Raw genomic sequence first — 20,444 nt, forward strand, 5'->3', positions numbered from 1 at the left:
TGGATCAGCCCTTCACTCCGGTGAGCGTGACGCCTTCGACGAAGGCCTTCTGTGCGAAGAAGAAGATGAGGATGACCGGCGCCATGACCAGCAGCGTCGCGGCCATGGTGAGGTTCCAGTTGACGCTGTGGGCGCTCTTGAACGACTCCAGGCCGTACGAGAGCGTCCAGGAGGCGGGGTTCTGCGCGGTGTAGATCTGCGGGCCGAAGTAGTCGTTCCAGCAGAAGAAGAACTGGAAGAGGGCCACGGCGGCGATGCCCGGCCGGGCCATCGGGACGACGATGCGCAGCAGGGTGCGCACCTCGCCGCAGCCGTCGACCTTGGCGGATTCGAGGTACTCGCGGGGGATGGTGAGCAGGAACTGGCGCAGCAGAAAGATGGAGTAGGCGTCGCCGAAGGCCATGGGGATGATCAGCGGCCAGAGCGATCCGGACAGATGGAGCTGCTGGGCCCAGACCAGATACATGGGCACGACGACGACCTGGGGCGGCAGCATCATCGTCGAGATGACCAGGATCATGGCCGTGCGGCGGCCGCGGAAGCGGAACTTTGCCAGCGCGTACGCCACCGGGACCGCCGAGCACACCGTGAGCGCGGTGCCCAGCCCCGCGTACGTCAGGGAGTTCTTCCACCAGTCCAGGAAGCCGGGGGTGTGGAAGACCGTGAGGTAGTTGGACCAGTGCCATTCGGCCGGCCACAGCTCGCCGCTCATCGCCTGGTCGTCGCCCATCACGGACGTCAGGAAGACGAACACGAAGGGCAGGACGAAGAAGAGGGCGGCGGCGACGCCCACGGCGTGTACGGCGATCCAGTGCAGCAGCCGCGTGCGCCGGGCGCGCGCCGGCCGGGCGCGCGCCGCCGGGCCGCGGCCGGTGGTGCGGGCGGGGGCCGGTGCGCTCGGGGCGCTCAGGGTGGTGGTCATGCCGGTTCAGTCCTCCGCCGGTAGCAGGCCCGCGCGCTTGCGCATCAGCAGGGTGGTGACGGCCATCGCGAGGGCGAAGAGCACGAGGGAGAGCGCGCACGCCGCGCCGGTGTTGAAGTTCTGGAAGCCGAGGGAGTAGACGAGCTGGGGGACGGTCAGGGTGGAGTGGTCCGGGTAGCCGGGCTGGATGACGGTGCCGGGGCCGACGGAGACGCCGGAGGCGAGCTTTCCGGCGACCAGGGCCTGCGTGTAGTACTGCATGGTCTGCACGACGCCGGTGACCACCGCGAACATCACGATCGGCGTGATCGAGGGCCAGGTGACGTACCGGAACTTCCCCCAGGCGCCCGCGCCGTCCAGCTCCGCGGCCTCGTACTGCTCCCTGGGGACGTCCAGCAGCGCCGCCATGAAGATCACCATCAGGTCGCCGATGCCCCACAGGGACAGCAGGACCAGCGACGGTTTGGCCCAGTGGGGGTCGTTGAACCAGGAGGGCGCCGGGATACCGGCCGCGCCGAGGATTTCGTTGACCGGCCCGGTGCCGGGGCTGAGGAGAAAGACGAACGCCACGGTGGCGGCCACCGGCGGCGCCAGATACGGCAGATAGAACGCCGTACGGAAGAGGCCGGCCCCCGTTTTGATTTTGGTGACGAGCATCCCGATGCCCAGTCCGAAGACGACCCGCAGCGCGACCATCACGGTCACCAGCCACAGCGTGTTCCCCAGCGCGGGCCCGAACAGCGGCATCTGCGTCAGCACGTATTTCCAGTTCCGCAGCCCCACGAAATCCGGCGGCTCGATCTGGTTGTAGTGCATGAAGGAGAAGTAGACGGTGGCGATCAGCGGATAGCCGAAGAACACCGAGAAGCCGACCAGCCACGGTGAGAGAAAGCCGAGGGTGCGCAGCCGCTCGCGGTTCCGCTTTCGCCGCAGCGCGGGCGCGGGGGTGAATGCCATGGCGGCCCTCCGTCAGTTCTGGGACTGAAGGTTGTCGGCGTCGATCTGCCTATCGAGCCCGCGCAGGCCCTTGTCCAGATCGGGGATCCTTCCTGCCTCGACGTCATACGAAAAGTCCTGCAGCGCGACGATGTACTGCGCGCCGTTGTCGGACGGCGGAATCGCGGCGCTGTGCGGGTTCCGGGCGATATCGAGGAATGTGCGGAACGCCGGATCGGCGTCCAGCTTCGGCGAGGTGAGCGCGGCGTTCGTCGACGGCACGTTGTGGATCGCGTTGGCGAACCGCACCACCTGATCCGTGTCCGCGGTCAGGAACTTCACCAGCTCCCACGCCGCGTTCTGATGCCGGCTGCTGTGGGCGATTCCCGCGACCGTACCCGTCAGATAGCCCCGGCCGTAGGTATCGGCCTGGTCGTCCGGTACCGGCATCGGCGCCGTACCCCAGGCGAAGGGTGCCTTTTGGTCCTTGAGCATCAGCCCTCGCCATTCGCCGTCCATATGCATCGCCAGCTTCTGCTTGAGGAAGGCGTTCTGCGAGGACATCTCGTCGCCGAACCGGGTACGGAATTCCTCCAGCGCCCGGTAGCCGCCCTGCGCCTCGATGAGTGCGCGGTCGGCGGCGAAGAACTGCTTCGTCCGCGGGTCCCTGGCCAGCCGCGCCTTGCCGTGCCGGTCGAAGTACGTCGGCCCCCACTGCGCGAACATCCGGTCCGGGCTGTTCTGGTAGAGCCGGAAATTGGGCATGAAGCCCACTCTTGTGTAGGAACCGTCCGTGGTCCGTTCGGTGAGTTTCGCGGCGTCCCGGGTCAGCTCCGACATCGTCCGCGGCGGCCGGGTGATCCCGGCCTTCCGGAACGCGTCCTTGTTGTAGTACAGCCCGTAGGAATCGGCGAGCAGTGGCAGGGCGCACTGCTTTCCCCGGTAACTCGTGTAGTCGAGGAAGGACTTGGGGAAGACCTTCTTCTTGTCCATCCCCGTCTTTCTCATGAACGGGTCGAGATCCGCCCACATGCCAGAGGAGCAGTACTGGCCGACATTGCTGGTGGTGAACGACGACACCACGTCCGGGGCGTCGTCCCCGCCGGCCCGCAGCGCCTGGTTCACGGTCTCGTCGGTGACATCGGAGACGGTCTTCACGGTGATATTGGGGTGCAGCTTCTCGAACCGGGCGATGCTGTCGTCGAGGGCACGCACCTCGCCCTGTTGGGACCACCCGTGCCAGAACGTCAGCGTCACCGGTCGCGTCGGATCGTCGCGATCGCTGCCGGTACTCGGACGGGCGCATCCCGAGAGGAGCAGCCCGGCGCCGGCCAGCGCCAGGGAGAGCCGGACGCGCAGGGACGAGTGCGGCATGGCGGACTTCCTTTACGGCGGGGGCGGAAGCGGGGGAGGAAGCGGATGCGGGGGAGGAAGCGGAAGCGGGGGAGGGGGAAGGCGAAGGGCCACCGGCGCGGGGCGCCGTCACCCGGTGTGGAAGACGGCCTCGCGTGCCTCGGCGAGCGCCGTCCGCAGCGCGCCGATGAGAATCGGGTTTCCGGCGATATCGCTGATCCGCAGTTCGGGCCGCGGCAGCGCCAGCCCGGTGAACTCCTCCTCGACCAGCGCCCGCAGGTTCTCCCCGCCGGCCTGCGGCACCTCGCCGGAGAGCACCACCAGCCGCGGATCGACCACCGCGACCACCGCCGCCAGCCCGGTGGCCAGGCGCCTGGCCACCTCCGCCCGTACGTCGTCGCGCGCCAGCGCCTCCTCGACGGTACGGGCCCCGGGCGCGCCGTACTCCCGCGCCAGGGCCACCACGCTCGGCGATCCGACCAGCCGCTGGAACCCGCCGCCGGCGTCCGGCCGCGCGGCGCTGCGGTCGCCGCCCCGGGACAGCGGAGCCCCGGGCAGCGGCATATAGCCGATCTCGCCCGCACCCCCGGTGGCGCCGCGCAGCAGCTGCCCGCCCAGCACGATCGCGGCGCCGACCCCCTCGTCGACCCACACCAGAACGAAGTCGTCGAAGTCCTGCGCCGCGCCGTCGTGCTGCTCGGCGACGGCCGCCAGGTTCACGTCGTTCTCGATGACGATCGGCGTGCCCAGCACCTCCGCCAGCTCTTCCTTCAGGGTCCGCGAGTGCCAGCCCGGCAGATGCGGCGCGTACCGCAGCTCGCCGGTCACCGGGTCCAGCGCGCCGGGGGTGCCGATCACCGCCCCGTGCAGCTGTTCCCGCCCCAGCCTGGCCTTGGCCAGCGCCCCGTCCACGGCCGTCGCCACCAGCCGCGCCGTCCGGTTCTCCCCCACTCTCGGCCGTGCTCGAGCGGGAGGTGCCCCCAGCGCCTCGTCGACGGCGTCGGCGCCCACCCGTGCCTCGCCGAGCACCCGGCCGGTGATGTCGGCGACGGCCGCGGTGATGCCCAGCTGGTCCACGGCCAGCGCGGCGACATGGGCGGCCGTCGGATCGACCTCGTACAGCTGCGCGTTGGGCCCCGGCCGGCCGGTCACATTTCCGGTGGTCCGCACCAGTCTGGCCGCTTCCAGCCGCGCCAGCAGCTGCGAGGCGGTCGGCTTCGACAGCCCGGTCAGTTCCCCGATCTGGGTGCGCGTCAGCGGGCCCTGGGACACGAGCAGATCGAGTGCGGCCCGGTCGTTCATCGCCCGCAGCACCCGCGGTGTGCCGGGGGTGCTGCGGGTCCCTTGGGGGCCCTGTCCTGCTGCGGCCATGACCGTTCACCCCGTCTTCTCGGCGATTGCTCGGCGACAGTTTCTGTTAGGAAACTTTCCAATCGGTGTGGAGGAAGTTAGGTCGCGCGCCGGGGCCTCGTCAATGGGTAGGGCGCGGCGAGTTTGCCCGCGGCCTCGCGCGGCGGCTCAGGGGCGCCGGCAGCGGGTGCCGGACACGGCAAAGGCCCCCGGCACCGCGGGAGATCGCGGTGCCGGGGGCCCGGTGTCCTACGCGGCCCGGCCGGGCTACTTCCCCATCCTCGGCGCAGACAGCGGCTCCGTGGCCACCGACTGCGGGGAGAGGGGATTGTTGAGCGCCGACGGGGCGGCCATTGCGGCGGCCGGGTCGGCAAGCTCTTCCTCTTCCTCCTCGGGGGCCGGGCGGGGGGCGAGGTGGATGCCGGCGTCGTCGAGGGCGTGCTTGATGCGCCAGCGCAGTTCGCGTTCGACGCCGATGGCCTTGCCGGGCATGGTCTTGGCCGAGACGCCGATGGTGACGGTGTCGAGGTGGACCTCGCTCAGGCCCAGGACCTGGACCGGCTCCCACAGCAGTTCGTTCCAGGGCTCGGCCTTGGACATCGCCTCGCCGGCGGCGGTGATGATGTCCCGGGCGCGCCGCAGGTCCTGGTCGGCGGCGATCACCACGTCCACGGCGGCCGTCGACCAGCCCTGGCTGAGGTTGCCGATCCGCTTGACCTCACCGTTGCGGATGTACCAGATGGCGCCGTTGGGGCCGCGCAGCTTGGTGACCCGCAGGCCGACCTCGATGACCGTACCGGTGGCCACGCCCGCGTCGATCTCGTCGCCGACGCCGTACTGGTCCTCGAGGATCATGAAGACGCCGGAGAGGAAGTCGGTGACGAGGTTGCGGGCGCCGAAACCGATCGCCACACCGGCGACACCGGCGCTCGCCAGCAGCGGCGCCAGGTTGATGTTCAGGACGGAGAGCACCGTCAGGGCCGCCGTGCCCATGATCACAAAGGAGGCGACGCTGCGCAGGACCGAGCCGATGGCCTCGGAGCGCTGACGGCGGCGTTCGGCGTTGACGAGCAGGCCGCCGAGCGCGGTGCCCTGCGCGGCTGCCGCGGTGCGGTTCATCCGCTCGATGAGCTTGGTGATGGTGCGGCGTATCACATGCCGCAGTACCACCGCGATCACGATGATCAGCAAGATCTGCAGGCCGGACGCGACCCACGTCCCCCAGTTCTCCTCCACCCAGCCGGCGGCGTTGGTGGCCTTCTGGGTGGCCTCGTCGAGCGAGGCGGAACCGGTTGCGCCGGGTGTCGCGGCGCCCAGGGATGAGGTGGCGGCCGTCGTAGCGGACCAGTACACAGCAGAACCTTCCGTGTGGGACAGCAGACCCGGGCCTCGGCGGGGTCCCCGCGGACCGGGCAGACCAACCACACTAACGGGGCAACGGGGGCGGCCCGTGCCCCTGTTCGAGTCGGGAGGGTCCCAGGACGGCCGGAAAGAGGTCCTTCTGGAGGGAAGTGCGGCGGTGTGGTGGAAAACACCTCCGGCCCGTTACTCGGTCATGGTGGCGCTCCGACCAGGCACCGGGGGACACTGGGGGAGATCGTCCCGGCGCGAGCCACGCGCCGCCGGCGTACAAGGAGGCACCCGTGCCGCATGTCCTGGTCCTCAACGCGTCGTACGAGCCGCTCGGCGTCGTACCGCTCCGCCGCGCGCTCATCCTCGTACTCAATGAGAAAGCTGTGAGTCTTGAGGAATCCGGCGCCCTGATGCACAGCGCAACCCGCGTGATACCGGCTCCGAGCGTGGTCCGCTTGAAGCGGTTTGTGCGGGTGCCCTTTCGTGGCCCCGTGCCCCTGACCCGCCGGGCGCTGTTCGCCCGTGACGGCGGGCGTTGTATGTACTGCGGTGGCGTCGCAACCAGCGTCGACCACGTCATCCCGCGCAGCCGGGGAGGTCAGCACACCTGGGAAAACGTGGTCGCCGCGTGCCGCCGCTGCAACCACGTCAAGGCCGACCGCCATGTCGCCGAGATCGGCTGGCGGCTCCGCCATCAGCCCGCTCCGCCGTCAGGACTGGCGTGGCGGATCATCGGCACTGGTCATCGCGATCCGCGCTGGCTGCCGTATTTGCAGCCGTACGGCGCGGACGACGCGCTGGCCCGGATCGATGCCGTATCGGCGTAGATCCGGGTCTTTTGCTCGAGTAGCCGCGCCCCGTTCAGGGCCGCGGCTACTCGCGTATTCCGGGGCGCAGGCCTGCCCCGGCTACCGGTGGACCGCGTACGCCTCCACCGACCACAGCGAATACCCGAAGCGGGTCGCCCGCCGCTCCCCCTGGATACGGACGTAGCGGGTGTCCTTGGCGTCCATCCGCACGGACTCGCGGCCGCCCTTGCCGTCCCTGACCACGGCGGCGGTGCGCCAGGTGCGGCCGTCCGGTGAGACCTGGATGCGGTAGCGGGCGGCGTGGGCGTCCTGCCAGTTCAGGACGACCTGGCCCAGACGGGTGGGGCGCGGCAGCGGGAACTGCAGCCAGGCGCCGTCCTCGGCGCGGGAGGACCAACGGGTCGTGGGGTCGCCGTCGGTGGCCGCCGAGGCGGGGAAGTCGGCGGTCTCGTCGCCGGACGAGGTGGCCGCGGCGCCGCGCGCCAGGTCCGGGCCGCCGGTGCGCGGATAGGCCCGTACGGTCAGTGTCTCGTGCCGGCCGGCGTAGGTGACGGGGATCTCGTACGCACCGGACGGGGCGTCCTCGGGGATGTCGACCGCGATACGGACCGTGGCCGTGCCGCCGCGCGGGGCGGTGACCTGCCGCGGCGCGTGCACGGTGAAGCCCCGGGGCGCCTTGACCGTCAGCTTCTCCCGGACGTCGCCGGGGCGGCGGGAGAAGATGCGGGCGTCCACCGTGGCCCGGCCGCCCGTCTGCGCGTCCGACTCCTTGCGGGACAGTTCCAGGCCGGCTTCCGGGGTGTCGCCGAACCAGGGGGTGACGGCGTGGACGGAGGGCGCGGCGGTGCCGCCGGGCCAGGACAGCCGTACGGCGTCGGCGCGCAGGCCGGAGGTGTGGGCCTCGGTCCAGCCGGTGGCGGAGATCCGCTCCAGGCGGCGCCAGCCCTCGCCGGGGACGTGGGCCTCGAGGGAGACGACGCCCGTCGAGTGCCCCGGCTCGGTCAGCGCGGTGACCGCGGTGAGCGGGCGGGCCCGCTCGAAGGGCACCGTCAGGGAGGTGGGGTCGGCGGCCTCGGTGGGCCGCGGCGCGCCGGCCCGCACCCCGGTCCAGGCATCGGCCTCCGCCATCGTCCGCTCGAGGAACGGCGCGAGCACCCCCTTGCCGACCGTCGCCGGGCTCCGCCCGATCTCCTTGCGCAGCCGCTGCGTGGTGCGCTGGGCCGTCCAGGCGGCGTCGCCGTCGCCCCGCGCCTGCGCCATCAGGGTCTTCACGGCCGCCTCGCCCGCCCGGCCGTAGCGGCCCAACTGCTCGGCCCAGGGCCCCACTTCGGCCGCCAGGTCCGGGGTCAGATGCGCCCGCGCGGTGCTCATCGTGCGGAACGCGGACGCCAGCGCCTCGGCCGCCTTGGCGAGGTCCGCGTCCTCGCCGGGCCGGCCGTGGTTGACGGCGCTCTCGCGGGCCTTCCAGAAGCGGTCCATGAGGGGCCGCAGATAGGCCGACTCGTCGGCTCCGAGGACGGAGGAGGCGTCGTTTCCGGCCAGTGCGCGCAGCGCGGCGCGGGCCTTCCGGTCGCCGCCCGCCAAGTCGTCGACGGCCGCCTCCCACGATTCCGAGGGACGGTAGGCGTGCGGGTTCCAGGCGTAGTCGGCGGCCGTGAAGAGGGGGATGCGGGACGCCACCGGCTGTTCCATGGCGTTGGCGAGCAGCGCCGCGGAGCCGGTGGCGACGGCCGGTTCGCGGCCGCTGTAGGGGCCGAGGAAGAGCCGGTCCTGGGCGTAGTCGTTGACCGGGTAGTTGTCCATGGTGACCAGGGGGCGGCCGAATACCTGGCGGGCGGTGGACAGTTCGCCGCCGGTGATGGTGCGCGGAATCACGCCGACGCCGGTCCAGGCCACCTCGACCCGGTCGCCGAGCGCCCCGGCCAGCGCCTCGCGGTAGGCGGTCGCGCCGTCCTGGTAGTACTCGGTCGGCATCAGCGACAGCGGCGCGGCGCCCGGATGGCGTTCCGCGAGATGGTCGGCGAGCGCGTCCGCGACCCTGGCCTGCGCCTTGGCGGCGGCCTCCGGCCCCTTGCCGAAGGCATCCTCGTCGGCGTCGCAGTGCCATTCGCTGTAGCTGACGTCCTGGAACTGCAGCTGGAAGGAGCGGAACCCCAGCGCCCACATCGCGTCCACCTTGCGCCGCAGCGCCCGCAGGTCCTCCTCGGACGACATGCACATGGCCTGGCCGGGGGCGATCGCCCAGCCGAGCGTGACGTGGTTGGCGCGGGCCCGCTCCGCCAGCGCCCGGAAGTCGGCGCGCTGCCCGGCCGGGTAGGGGTCGCGCCACCGGGCCTGGCGGTAGGGGTCGTCGCCCGCCGCGTAGAGGTAGCGGTTCTGCTTGGTGCGGCCCATGAAGTCGAGCTGGGCGAGCCGCTGCGCCCGGCTCCAGGGCTGCCCGAAGAACCCCTCGGCGGTGCCCCGTACCGCCGTGCCGGGCCAGTCCCGTACGACGACCGACGCCAGCTGACGGCCGCCGTCCGGCCCGTCCGTGACCAGCTGCCGCAGCGTCTGCGCGGCGTGGAAGAGGCCGTCCGGGCCGACGCCGTCCAGCGCGACCGTGTCGCGGCCGGCGACCTGGCCGACGGCGAGGCGGTAGCCGCCGGCGGGCAGATCCCCGCGGGCGGGCACCTTCAGGGCCCGCAGTGCGTCCCCGGCCGGCGCCCCGCCGAGGTAGATCACGGGCCCGCCGGCGGGCGTCCGCTCACCCGGCGCCACCGCGTGCACCTTCCGCACGCCCGCGTCCCGCAGCAGGCCGCGCACCACGTCCAGGGCGTACGGGTCGGTGTCCGGCGCCGCCACGAGCGCGGCCTCGCCGCCGAGCGGTACGGCGGCGGACAGCTCCCGCATCGACTGGGGGCGCGGCCAGACGGCGGGCGGCGTGCCCGCGTCCGCCGGCCGGTCGGGCGTGCCGAGGGACGGATCCGCGGGGTGCTCCGCCGCCTGGGCGCCGGGCGCCCCGCCGAGCAGCCCCGAGATGACCGCGGCGGCCAGCGCGGTGGTCCCCGCCACGCGCGCGCGGGCGCCCGCGCCGTTCCTGTTCGCCCTACCGACTCTCCCGACGCCCCATACGCCCCGGACCCGCACGGCCGCTCCTCGTCCCCGTCATCTGCGCGCCGGTTCGCACCGGCCCCCCTGTGTGCCGCGATGTCCGTTCGGACAGACCTTCGGCTTGGAGCTCACCATTGTGTCGGTAAGGGCGTCAACCGGGCGGTCGGGGTCCCCTCGCCCGCAGAACTTCCGCCGCGATACCCGGTTTGTCAGGACTCCCTGCGTCACCCGAACGCCTGAACCGCGAAATCGCCTGCGGATGCGCTGTGAGCTGAGTCACGTTTAGTGTGGAAAGGCGTCTGCGATCGTGTCGAGTGGGTAGGGCAGACCTGTCCCATTACCGATGAACGGGAGGCCCTCGTGGCCGCATCCGCTCAGCTTCTGCTTGATGCGCTGTCCGCCAAACCGGGCGACGCGCCGATGGAGCCCGACGTCTTCGACGGCGTCACCGACCCCGACGCGGGGCTGGACGGCTCCGGATCCTTCAGCTTCGCCGAGCCGCCGCTCACCAGCGAGCCGCCGCTCGCCGACGCCGCGCCGCTGACCAGCGAGGTCCCGATCTCCGCCGAGCTGCCGCTGACCAGCGAGCCGACGGCCACCGGTCTGGGCACGGAGTCCATGGAGGTCTGAGGGCCCATGGGCCGCGCGCGGCTCGCCCGGCTGCACGGCATCGCCACGTGCTACGAACCCTCGCCGGGCACCATCCTCCACATCGGCGACGACACCGTTGTCGCCGTGCTCGCCGCCTTAGGGGTCGATGCCTCGACGCCCGACGCCGTACGCGCCGCCCTGGCCGCGTACGAGGACGAAGCGGGCCGCAGCCTGCTCCCCGGCACCGTCGTCGCCCGCCCCGGCCGGCCGCCCGACCTCAGCGGCCTGCCCGAGGGCACCGTCCTGCGGGTGGCGAACGAGGACGGCCCGGCCACGGACACCGGGCCCCAGGACCCGGCGGCGTCCGGCCCCCCGGCCCTCCCTCCGGACCTCCCCCTGGGAGTCCACACCCTCCATGCGCACAGCCCCGACGGCCGCACCGCCCGCGCCCGGCTGATCGTCGCCCCCGACCGGGTCCCCGTTCCGCCCGGCCGCAGCCACGGCTTCATGGTCCAGCTCTACTCCCTCCTCTCCCGCCGCTCCTGGGGCATGGGAGACCTCGGAGACCTCGCCGACCTCGCCGCCTGGTCCGGCCGCACCCTCGGCGCCGGCTTCGTCCAGCTCAACCCGCTGCACGCGGCCGTCCCCGGCCCGCCCACCGATCCCTCGCCCTACCGCCCCTCCTCGCGCCGCTTCCCCGACCCGGTGCATCTGCGGATCGCCCACATCCCCGAGTACGCCCAGCTCTCCGGCGCCGCGCGCACCCGGGCCGACGAACTGGCCGCCCGGGCCGACGCGCTGCGCGAGGACGTCCTCGAACGCGGCGCGCTGATCGACCGCGACGCCGTCTGGGCCCTGAAGCGCGAGGCCCTGGAGCTGGTGTGCGCGGTCCCGCTCTCGCCGGGGCGGCGCGCCACCTACTGCGACTTCCTCGCGGAACAGGGCGCGCCCCTGGAGGACCACGCCACCTGGTGCGCCATCGCCGAGCGGCACGGACCCGACTGGCACGTCTGGCCCGACCGGCTGCGCGACCCGCGCTCCGCGGCCACCGCCCGGCTGCGCGCCCGGCTCCTGGACCGCATCGACTTCCACTGCCGCCTCGCCTGGCTCACCGACCAGCAGCTGGCCGCCGCGCAGCGCGCCGCGCGGGACGCCGGGATGGACATCGGCCTCGTCCACGACCTCGCCGTCGGCGTCCACCCCGCCGGAGCCGACACCTGGGCGCAGCGGGACGCCTTCGCCGCGGGCATGTCCATCGGCGCGCCGCCCGACGCCTTCAACGCCCGCGGCCAGGACTGGGGCCTGCCGCCCTGGCGCCCCGACGCGCTCGCCGCCGCCGGCTATGCCCCGTACCGCGATCTGCTGCGCGGCCTGCTGCGGCACGCCGGGGCGCTGCGCATCGACCACGTCATGGGCCTGTTCCGGCTGTGGTGGGTGCCGCAGGGCCGGCCCCCGACGGAGGGCGCCTACGTCCGCTACGACGGCGAGGCGATGCTCTCGCTGCTGGCCCTGGAGGCGCACCGGGCGGGCGCCGCGGTCATCGGGGAGGACCTGGGGACCGTCGAGCCCGGCGTACGGACCGCGCTGGCCGAGCGGGGGGTGCTGGGCACGTCCGTGCTGTGGTTCGAGCGGGACTACCGGGACGGTGCGGCGGCGGATGAAGCCGCGGGCGACGCCGCGGGCGATGCCGAGGCCCGCATCCTCGCCCCCGAGGAATGGCGCGAGAGCTGCCTGGCCACCGTCACCACCCACGACCTGCCGACCACCGCCGCCCGGCTCGCCGGCGAGGACGTCGCGCTGCGCGAACGCCTCGGCCTGCTCGCCGGCCCACCGGAGCGCGAACGCAGCCGCGCCAGGAACGAACTGGCCGAATGGCTAAGGGAGTTGACGCTGCGCGGCCTGCTCCCCGAGGGCCCGGGCGACGAGGAGGCGGCGGTCCGCGCCGTCCACCGCTTTCTGCTGCGCACCCCCGCGCGGCTGGTCGGGGTGTGGCTCCCGGACGCGGTGGGGGACCGCCGCCCGCAGAACCTCCCCGGTACATGGGATGAATACCCGAACTGGCGCCTGCCGATCGCCGGCCCCGACGGCCGCCCGCAGACCCTGGAAGAACTGGCCGCATCGCCGCGACTGCACGCCCTGATGCGGGAATTGTCGAACGGACAGCGCTGACCCAAGGGCCCGCACACCCCCTTCCGGTACGCCGTACCGTCCGGCACTATGCCCTGGACGTCACCCAGACATCCGACCATTCACGGTGCACTGCTCCCTGCTCCCTGCTCCCTGTTCGCGATTCATGTTTCGCGATTCGCCATTCATCCTTCACCCCGCACCGTTCATGGCCGGCGAGTTGGAGGGACCATGGCACTCCGCAGTACCCGCCGGATACTGTGCGCGCTCGCGCTCACCGCGGCCGCCGCGCTCGTCCCCGTCCAGAGCTCCCTGGCCCGGCCGTCCCCGGCCGGCCCCTGCGACCGGCCCGTACGACCCGCGTCCCAGATGGCGGTCGAGCCCTGCGACACCCCGGCCCGCATCATCGACAAGGCCGCTCACACCATCCCCACGAAGGGCCAACTGGCCTGGCAGCAACGGGAAGTGACGGCCTTCACGCACTTCGGCATGAACACCTTCACGGGCCGCGAATGGGGCTCCGGCACCGAGGACGAGAAGCTCTTCGCGCCCTCGGCCATCGACGTGGACCAGTGGATGCGCGCCTACAAGGCGGCCGGCGCCGAGCAGGTGATGCTCACCACCAAGCACCACGACGGCTTCGTCCTCTACCCCAGCCGCTACACCCCGCACTCGGTCGCGGCCGCCCCAGGCCGCCCCGATGTCGTCGGCGCGTACGTCAGGGCCGCCCGCCGGGCCGGGCTCAAGGTGGGCATCTATCTCTCGCCCTCCGACGGCGCCGAGCTCCCGCACGCCTGGCACGCCCGGTGGGTCGAGGAGATCCGTAAGAAGCAGCAGGAGGGCAAGCCGCTCAGCCTGCCCGAACGCGTCGCCCTGGAGGACGCCGGCCACGCGCCGCGCGGCCTCGGCCGCTTCGGCAACGGCAGCAAGGTCACCGGACGCACCCTCCCCACCCTCGTGCCCGGCGACAGCCGCGCCGCCGCCGTCCGCAGCGGCCGGCTGCCCGTCTTCCACGTTCAGGCCGACGACTACGACGCCTACTACCTCAACCAGGTCTACGAGCTGTTCACCCAGTACGGCCCGATCGACGAGCTGTGGCTGGACGGCGCGAACCCCTGGAGCGACTCCGGCATCACCCAGAAGTACAACGTCGCCCAGTGGTTCAAGGTGATCCACCGGCTCTCCCCGGACACCGTCGTCTTCGCCGGGCCGCAGGGCGCCCGCTGGGTCGGCAACGAGAACGGCATCGCGCGCGAGACGGAGTGGAGCGTCACCCCCTCCGCCCGGGACCCGTGGACCGTGATGGCCGGCGGGCTGCCCAACGACTCCACCGACCCGGACATCGGCTCCCGTGCCCGGCTCCTCGCGCCCACCACCAAGTACCTCCAGTGGTACCCGGCCGAGGCCGATGTCTCGCTGCGCGCCGGCTGGTTCCACCACCCCGGCGAACGGCCCAAGACGCCGGCGCAGCTGATGGACCTGTACGAGAGGAGCGTGGGCCGCAATGCCTCGCTTCTGCTGAACGTCCCGCCCGCCAAGGGCGGCCGGATCGCCCCCGAGGACGTCGCCTCGCTGACGGCCTTCGGGACCGCCGTGCGCGCGACGTACGGAAGGGACCTGCGGGCCGCCGGACCCGGGCCGTGGACCTTCGACCGGATCGGCCTGGCCGAGGACATCCGGTACGGGCAGCGGGTCGAGCGGTTCGCCGTCCGGGCGCGGACCGGCGGGCAATGGGTGACGGTCGCCCGCGGCACCACCATCGGTCACCGGCGGATCCTGGCCCTGCCGAAGCCGGTGACCGCGGACGCCGTGCGGGTCGTGGTGGAGCAGGCGCGGGGCCGGATCCGGCTCGAACCGGTCACCCTGCACCGTGGCGTGGACCCGGCCCGCTGACGGTGAACACCTGTGCCACCCCGGGCGCGCGGGGCGCCGGGGCGTCCGCTACGTTGAGTGCGTGAGCAACAAGGTCAAGAAGAATGCCCTGCGCGCCGGAACCATCACGGCCGGCACCGCGCTGATGCTGCTGATGTCGTCCCCCGCCTTCGCGGTGGCCATCCCCGACGACGGCGACGACCCGGGTCCGGGCCTGAGCGTGATCGAGACGCTCGGCCTCTACGTCGCCGCACCCATCGTGCTCTTCCTTGTCATCGCCGGGCTGGTCATGGCCGGCGACAAGTCCCGCAAGCAGGCCCAGTAGGGCCGGGTAAGCCTGGTTTACGGGTTGATACCAGGGGGCGCGCGAGCGCCCCGGTGACGCCGTGAGGGCGCCCACCGGTTCATACGAACCGGTGGGCGCCCTTTTGTATGCCCCCTGACATGGCGAGGCGTTTCCGCAGGTGAAAAAGGGGTTGCGGGGCGGCTATCGGGCGGTTTTCGACCGGTTTGTGGAGGGAGGCACGTTTAACTGGACCCAACCTACGATGACGTAACCTACGGCTCCGTAGGTCCCCGCCTACGGTCCCGTAGGTTTCGTCGTCCCCCGGAGTTCCCCCGTGACCATCGCCACCGCCCGCCATGCCGGAGAGCGCGGCCAGGCCGCCTGGACCGACGCCCAGCTTCTGTACGCGCTCGAAGAGGTCGTCGAGAAAGAGCTCAACCGGCACCTGAAGGTCGCCAAGGAATGGATGCCGCACGAGTACGTGCCGTGGAGCGACGGCCGGAACTTCGACGGCGTGATGGGCGGCGAGGCCTGGTCCCCCGAGCAGTCCAAGGTCACCGACATCGGCCGGATCGCGCTCGTGGTCAACCTCCTGACCGAGGACAACCTCCCCAGCTACCACCACGAGATCGCCACGCTCTTCGGTCGCGACGGCGCCTGGGGCACCTGGGTGCACCGCTGGACCGCGGAGGAGGGCCGGCACGGCATCGTGATGCGCGACTACCTGCTCACCAGCCGCGCCGTCGACCCGGTCGAGCTGGAGCGGTTCCGGATGGCGCACATGTCGGAGGGCTTCGAGTCCGACAACTCGCACAGCATGCTGCACTCGGTGGCGTACGTCGCCTTCCAGGAGCTGGCCACCCGCATCTCGCACCGCAACACCGGCCACCACTCCGGTGACCCCGTCTGCGACCGGATGCTCGCCCGGATCGCCACCGACGAGAACCTCCACATGGTCTTCTACCGCAACCTGCTCGGCGCGGCCTTCGAGATGGCGCCCGACCAGACCATGTGTGCCGTGCGCGACGTCGTCACCGGCTTCCGGATGCCCGGCCACGGCATGCCCGGCTTCGAGCGGGCCGCCGCCCGGATGGCCATCGGCGGGATCTACAACCTCCGCATCCACCACGACGACGTGCTCCAGCCCGTGCTGCGCTTCCTCAAGGTGCTGGAGATCGGCGGCCTGGGCCCCGCCGGGCTGCGCGCCCAGGAAGAGCTGGGGCTGTACATGAATGGCCTGGACGGACAGGCGCGGAAGTTCGACGAGCGCCAGGCGGCCATTCAGGCCCGGCGGGCCGCCAAGGCGGCGTCCTGAAGCGGAATTGTTCAGTTGAACTGAATGAATTGAGCGAAATTATTCGCTAGACCTGATGTTTGCGGACTGCCACGGTGGATCCCACACACCACCGAGGGAGAGGAAACCGTGGCAGTCCTGGAGAGGGTCCGCGCACACCGCATCGCATCGACGAAGGGCGGCCGGACATCGTCCGCCGGCCTGGCGCTCGCCTTGACCGCGACCGTCATCTGGTCCGGCAACTTCGTCATCGCCCGCGCCCTGCACGACACCGTGCCACCCGTCCAGACCGCCTTCTGGCGCTGGATCATCGCCCTGCTCGCGGTCGCCCCGCTCGCCCTGCCCGAGGTCCGCCGCCAGTGGCCGGCCATCCGCCGGCGCCTCGGATTCCTGGCGGTGGCCGCGCTGCTCGGCGTCGCCCTCTTCAACACCCTCATCTACCAAGCGGGGCGCAGCACTTCGGCCACCAACATGGCCATGATCGCGGCCGCCTCACCGGCCATGATCGCCCTGTTCGCCCGGGGTGGCGAGAAGCTCGGCGCACGGCGGATCGCCGGGATGGTGATCGCGCTGGCGGGCGTGGTGACGCTGGTCGGCAAGGGCTCGCCGGCCGCCGTACTGCGGCTGGACCTCGCCCCCGGCGACCTGTGGATGGTGGCCGCCACCGCCACCTTCGCCGGCTACAGCGCGCTGCTGCGGCGCCGCCCCAAGGAGATCGGCGGCCTGTCGTTCCTGTTCATGACCTTTGCGCTGGGAGCGGCGATGCTGGCCCCCGCGTACCGCGTCAGCCTCGCCCTCCAGGGCGGCTTCGAGCCCGGCGCCGGAACCGTCGGCCCGCTCCTCTACATCGGGATCTTCTCCTCCGCCGTCGCCTACTTCACCTGGAACAAGGCCATCGCGCTGGTCGGCGCCACCCGCGCCGGGGTCGTCTACTACCTCCAGCCGGTCTGCGTCGCACTGCTGTCGTTCGCGGCGCTCGGCGAGGCGGTGGGCACCGTCCAGGTGGTCTGCATGATCCTGATCGTCGCGGGGGTCGCCCTCGGCGCCGGGAGCAGGCGCTGACCGGGTACGCATACGCTGCCCGCATGGCCGACTGGGACATCAAAAAGCTGCGTATCCTGCGCACGCTCCAAGAGCTGGGCACGGTCACCGCGACCGCCGAGGCGCTGCACATGACGCCCTCGGCGGTCTCGCAGCAGCTGACGGGGCTCGCCAGGCAGCTCGGGGTCACGCTTCTGGAGGCGCACGGGCGGCGGGTGCGGCTGACCGACGCCGCGCACCTGGTGCTGCGGCACGCCGAGGCCGTCTTCGCCCAGCTCGAACGGGCGGACGCGGAGCTGCTCGGCTACCTCCAGGGAGAGGCCGGCCAGGTACGGGTCGGCGCGTTCTCCACGGCCATCCCCGCGCTGGTGGTGCCCGCCGTGCAGGAGCTGCGCCGTACGCATCCGGGCCTGGCCGTGGTCGTACGGGAGGCGGAGGCGGAGGCCGCCTACGAGCTGCTCGCCGAGGGCAGCGTCGATCTCGCGCTGTCGCTGGCCGCGCACGCGCCCACCCCGCGCGACCCGAAGTTCAGCCGGGTCTCGCTGCTGGCCGATCCGCTGGACGTGGCGCTGCCGGCCGGCCATCCGCTGGCGGCCGAGCCGGGGCTGCGGCTGGCGGATCTGGCGAACGAGCCCTGGATCTTCGGCAGCAGCGGCCCCTGGTCGCAGATCACCACCACCGCGTGCGAGAGCGCCGGTTTTGTGCCCGAGCAGGCGCATGCCGCCGCGGACTGGGGCGCGATCCTGGCGATGGTCGCGGCGGGGATGGGGGTGGCGCTGGTGCCCCGGATGGCGATGGCGGGCGGCGCCGTGCCCCGCGCGGAACGCGGCGGCGCCGGGGTCGCGCTCCGGGTGCTGCACGCCGACCAGCCGCGCCGCCATGTGGTGGCGGCCGCCCGCCGGGGCTCCGAAGGGGCGCCGGGGCTGTCCCGGGTGCTGGCGGCGCTGCGGCAGGCGGCGACGGGCCAGGCGCAGGGCGAAGCTCACATCCGCTGACGGTTTAACCGCCGGGACCATTCAATCCTGCTGAACATAACCCTAAAGAACTTTCGATGGACCTGGGGGTTCCGGCTCTGCGACCGTGGAGCGGTCCGCACTCCCCTCCCCACCGAAGGGCAACGATGACCGCCACCCCGGCCGCCGACTCCACCGATCCGCACGCCAACGACGCCAGCCCGTACGGCGGCGGAGACCCCTACGCCGACTACCGCGGCGGGGACTTCCCCTTCACCTCGCTGGTCGACCTCGCCGACCGCCGCTTCGGCGCCGGCGTCATCGCCGCGAACGACGAGTTCTTCGCCGAGCGCGAGAACCTGCTGAAGCCGACTCCGGCGGTCTTCGACCCCGAGCACTTCGGCCACAAGGGCAAGATCATGGACGGCTGGGAGACCCGGCGCCGCCGCGGCGCCGACGGCGACCACCCCTTCCCGACCGACGACGAGCACGACTGGGCGCTGATCCGCCTCGCCGCCCCCGGCGTGATCCGTGGCGTCATCGTCGACACCGCGCACTTCCGCGGCAACTACCCCCAGCAGGTCACCGTCGAGGCGACGTCCCTGCCCGGCAGCCCCAGCCCCGACGACCTCCTCGCCGCCGACGTGAAGTGGGAGGAGCTGGTCCCGCGCACGCCCGTACGCGGCCACGCCGCCAACGGCTTCGAGGTCACCGCCGAGCGCCGCTTCACCCACCTCCGCCTCAAGCAGCACCCCGACGGCGGCATAGCCCGCCTCCGCGTCTACGGCGAGGTCGTGCCGGACCCGGAGTGGCTCGACGTCCTGGGCACCCTCGACCTGGCCTCCGTCATGCACGGCGGCACCGTCGAGGACGCCTCCGACCGCTTCTACTCCTCGCCCACCCAGATCATCCAGCCCGACCTCTCCCGCAAGATGGACGACGGCTGGGAGAACCGCCGCCGCCGGGTCAAGGGCACCAACGACTGGGTCCGCTTCCGCCTCGCCGCCCAGGGCGAGATCCGCGCCGTCGAGATCGACACCGCGTACCTCAAGGGCAACTCCGCCGGCTGGGCGGCCCTGTCCGGCTGCAACGGCGACCCCGCCGACGAGTCCTCCTGGTTCGAGATCCTCCCCAAGACGAAGCTCCAGCCGGACACCCCGCACCGCTTCAAGCTGCCGGAGACCGTCACGGCCACCCACGTACGGCTCGACGTCTTCCCCGACGGCGGCCTCGCCCGGATGCGCGTCCACGGCACCCTCACCGAAGCCGGCCGCGCCGAACTCGGCCGCCGTTTCTCCGAACTCAACGGCTGACCGCCCCCTCTTTCGCCGGGCCCCGAGGAGGGGGCGGGACCCGGCGAATCCCTACCACGCCCGGCAGACGGCAACGCAACTGGCGCCCGTCCGCCGGGCGTTCCTATGTGACGCCGCTTCAGACACCGGCCGTTCGCGAGGGATGTTCGCTGCTCTTGGCGCGCGGCTGTCACTCATTTAACGAGGGTGACATGGCAGGTTCGATCACTTTCGGGCAAGGTTGATCCGCCTGATCACCCCCCGTCACGCAACCGGAGATCCGATGAACCCCAGTCTCCTCGCCTTCGACGAGACACGAGTACCTCTGTACTACTCGCGCAAGACTGCCGGCATCCTCCACAAATACGGACCAGGGCCGCGCGTCCACTTCCACATGGGGCTCTTCGAGCCGGGGCATACGCCCAACACCACCGTCTCCCAACGGGTGTTGCAGCGCCGCATCGTGGACTCCCAGGAAGCGATAGTCAACCACGCGGCCCGCACCTGGGGCGCATATGCCACCCCGCCCGGCACGCTGCTCGACATCGGCTGCGGTGTGGGCGGTGGCTCGATCTACTGGGCGCAGGAGCACGGCACGGACGTCACCGCACTCACCGTCGCGGGCGACCACCTCCCGGTCATCCGGGACTTCGCCGCCGCTGCCGGGGTGGCCCAGCACGTCACCCCGGTGCTCGCGGATGTCCACACGTATGCCGCCGACCGCACCTACGACGCCGCGTACGCCAATGAGAGCTCCGGCTACATGGACCGCGAGCGCCTCTTCGAGGTGGTGGCCCAGTCGTTGAAGCCCGGTGGCTGGTTCGGGATCCAGGAACACTTCATCTGCCGGCCGGAGTGGACCGAGTTCATCGACGGCTACTACAAGACCAGGCTCGGGACGCTCACCGAGTACATCCGCGCGGCCGAGAAGGCGGGCTTTGAACTGGAGCAGGACGAGGACGTGACCGACCGGGTCGCCGAGTTCTGGGTGCAGTCCATGGCGTGGAACACGGCGGAGCTGGAGCGGGTCGAGCGCGGCGAGGCGCCGGCCGCATGGTCGCGGGAGCGGCTCACCGAGTCCGCCATCACACACGGCAAGCTCTTCAGGATCTGGCGGGATCATGCGCTGGAGACACGCCTGCTGATGTTCCGCCTCACGAACGGGGACCGCTGAG

General features: G+C 71.9%; 16 protein-coding genes. 10 read left to right on the forward strand and 6 right to left on the reverse strand.

The window, feature by feature from the left end:
* Nucleotides 1-4 precede the first annotated feature (4 nt).
* From ACIRPT_RS07645 to ACIRPT_RS07665, 5 genes are all read right to left on the reverse strand, one after another.
* The gene (locus tag ACIRPT_RS07645; RefSeq protein WP_403823786.1) at nucleotides 5-922 is read right to left on the reverse strand and encodes a carbohydrate ABC transporter permease; all 918 of its coding nucleotides are present in this window, start codon (nucleotides 920-922) and stop codon (nucleotides 5-7) included.
* 6 nt (nucleotides 923-928) lie between these two features.
* Nucleotides 929-1,879, reverse strand: coding sequence for a carbohydrate ABC transporter permease (locus ACIRPT_RS07650; protein WP_403506414.1), 951 nt, complete (start codon nucleotides 1,877-1,879; stop codon nucleotides 929-931).
* A gap of 12 nt (nucleotides 1,880-1,891) precedes the next feature.
* Nucleotides 1,892-3,232, reverse strand: a complete 1,341-nt coding sequence (locus tag ACIRPT_RS07655; protein WP_403823789.1) for an ABC transporter substrate-binding protein — start codon at nucleotides 3,230-3,232, stop codon at nucleotides 1,892-1,894.
* 108 nt (nucleotides 3,233-3,340) lie between these two features.
* A complete protein-coding gene (locus ACIRPT_RS07660) occupies nucleotides 3,341-4,582 on the reverse strand; it encodes an ROK family transcriptional regulator (RefSeq protein WP_403823792.1) in 1,242 nt (413 codons plus the stop codon).
* Nucleotides 4,583-4,828: 246 nt separating this feature from the next.
* Nucleotides 4,829-5,914 carry a mechanosensitive ion channel family protein gene (locus tag ACIRPT_RS07665; protein ID WP_403823795.1) on the reverse strand — a complete coding sequence of 362 codons (1,086 nt, stop codon included), beginning with the start codon at nucleotides 5,912-5,914 and terminating at the stop codon, nucleotides 4,829-4,831.
* 290 nt (nucleotides 5,915-6,204) lie between these two features.
* Here ACIRPT_RS07665 and ACIRPT_RS07670 point away from each other — a divergent pair, with 290 nt between their 5' ends.
* Nucleotides 6,205-6,741 carry an HNH endonuclease gene (locus ACIRPT_RS07670; protein WP_018088296.1) on the forward strand — a complete coding sequence of 179 codons (537 nt, stop codon included), beginning with the start codon at nucleotides 6,205-6,207 and terminating at the stop codon, nucleotides 6,739-6,741.
* Between the two features lie 81 nt (nucleotides 6,742-6,822).
* Here ACIRPT_RS07670 and ACIRPT_RS07675 read toward each other — a convergent pair whose 3' ends face one another.
* Nucleotides 6,823-9,774: a beta-N-acetylglucosaminidase domain-containing protein gene (locus tag ACIRPT_RS07675; protein ID WP_403823798.1), complete on the reverse strand. Its 2,952-nt coding sequence runs from the start codon at nucleotides 9,772-9,774 to the stop codon at nucleotides 6,823-6,825.
* A 399-nt stretch (nucleotides 9,775-10,173) separates the two neighbouring features.
* Between ACIRPT_RS07675 and ACIRPT_RS07680 the strand changes: the two genes are divergently transcribed.
* The 9 genes from ACIRPT_RS07680 to ACIRPT_RS07720 all read left to right on the forward strand — a co-directional run bounded on the left by ACIRPT_RS07680 (nucleotide 10,174) and on the right by ACIRPT_RS07720 (nucleotide 20,443).
* On the forward strand, nucleotides 10,174-10,443 hold the full coding sequence (locus ACIRPT_RS07680; RefSeq protein WP_403823801.1) for a hypothetical protein: 270 nt from the start codon (nucleotides 10,174-10,176) through the stop codon (nucleotides 10,441-10,443).
* A gap of 6 nt (nucleotides 10,444-10,449) precedes the next feature.
* Nucleotides 10,450-12,573 (forward strand): 4-alpha-glucanotransferase, encoded by a 2,124-nt coding sequence (gene malQ, locus ACIRPT_RS07685; protein WP_403823803.1) that lies wholly within the window; start codon nucleotides 10,450-10,452, stop codon nucleotides 12,571-12,573.
* A gap of 189 nt (nucleotides 12,574-12,762) precedes the next feature.
* Nucleotides 12,763-14,424 carry an alpha-L-fucosidase gene (locus ACIRPT_RS07690; RefSeq protein WP_403823806.1) on the forward strand — a complete coding sequence of 554 codons (1,662 nt, stop codon included), beginning with the start codon at nucleotides 12,763-12,765 and terminating at the stop codon, nucleotides 14,422-14,424.
* 61 nt (nucleotides 14,425-14,485) lie between these two features.
* Nucleotides 14,486-14,728: a hypothetical protein gene (locus ACIRPT_RS07695; RefSeq protein WP_403506436.1), complete on the forward strand. Its 243-nt coding sequence runs from the start codon at nucleotides 14,486-14,488 to the stop codon at nucleotides 14,726-14,728.
* A gap of 295 nt (nucleotides 14,729-15,023) precedes the next feature.
* Nucleotides 15,024-16,004 (forward strand): acyl-ACP desaturase, encoded by a 981-nt coding sequence (locus tag ACIRPT_RS07700; protein WP_403506438.1) that lies wholly within the window; start codon nucleotides 15,024-15,026, stop codon nucleotides 16,002-16,004.
* Between the two features lie 117 nt (nucleotides 16,005-16,121).
* On the forward strand, nucleotides 16,122-17,045 hold the full coding sequence (locus tag ACIRPT_RS07705; protein WP_403824612.1) for a DMT family transporter: 924 nt from the start codon (nucleotides 16,122-16,124) through the stop codon (nucleotides 17,043-17,045).
* A 23-nt stretch (nucleotides 17,046-17,068) separates the two neighbouring features.
* Nucleotides 17,069-18,019, forward strand: a complete 951-nt coding sequence (locus ACIRPT_RS07710; RefSeq protein WP_403823810.1) for a LysR family transcriptional regulator — start codon at nucleotides 17,069-17,071, stop codon at nucleotides 18,017-18,019.
* A gap of 125 nt (nucleotides 18,020-18,144) precedes the next feature.
* Nucleotides 18,145-19,290: an allantoicase gene (alc, locus tag ACIRPT_RS07715; RefSeq protein ID WP_403823813.1), complete on the forward strand. Its 1,146-nt coding sequence runs from the start codon at nucleotides 18,145-18,147 to the stop codon at nucleotides 19,288-19,290.
* A 262-nt stretch (nucleotides 19,291-19,552) separates the two neighbouring features.
* On the forward strand, nucleotides 19,553-20,443 hold the full coding sequence (locus ACIRPT_RS07720) for an SAM-dependent methyltransferase (protein WP_403823815.1): 891 nt from the start codon (nucleotides 19,553-19,555) through the stop codon (nucleotides 20,441-20,443).
* Nucleotide 20,444 lies beyond the last annotated feature (1 nt).

It is taken from the genome of Streptomyces sp. NPDC101227, from assembly GCF_044767545.1.
Classification (GTDB): Bacteria; Actinomycetota; Actinomycetes; order Streptomycetales; family Streptomycetaceae; genus Streptomyces.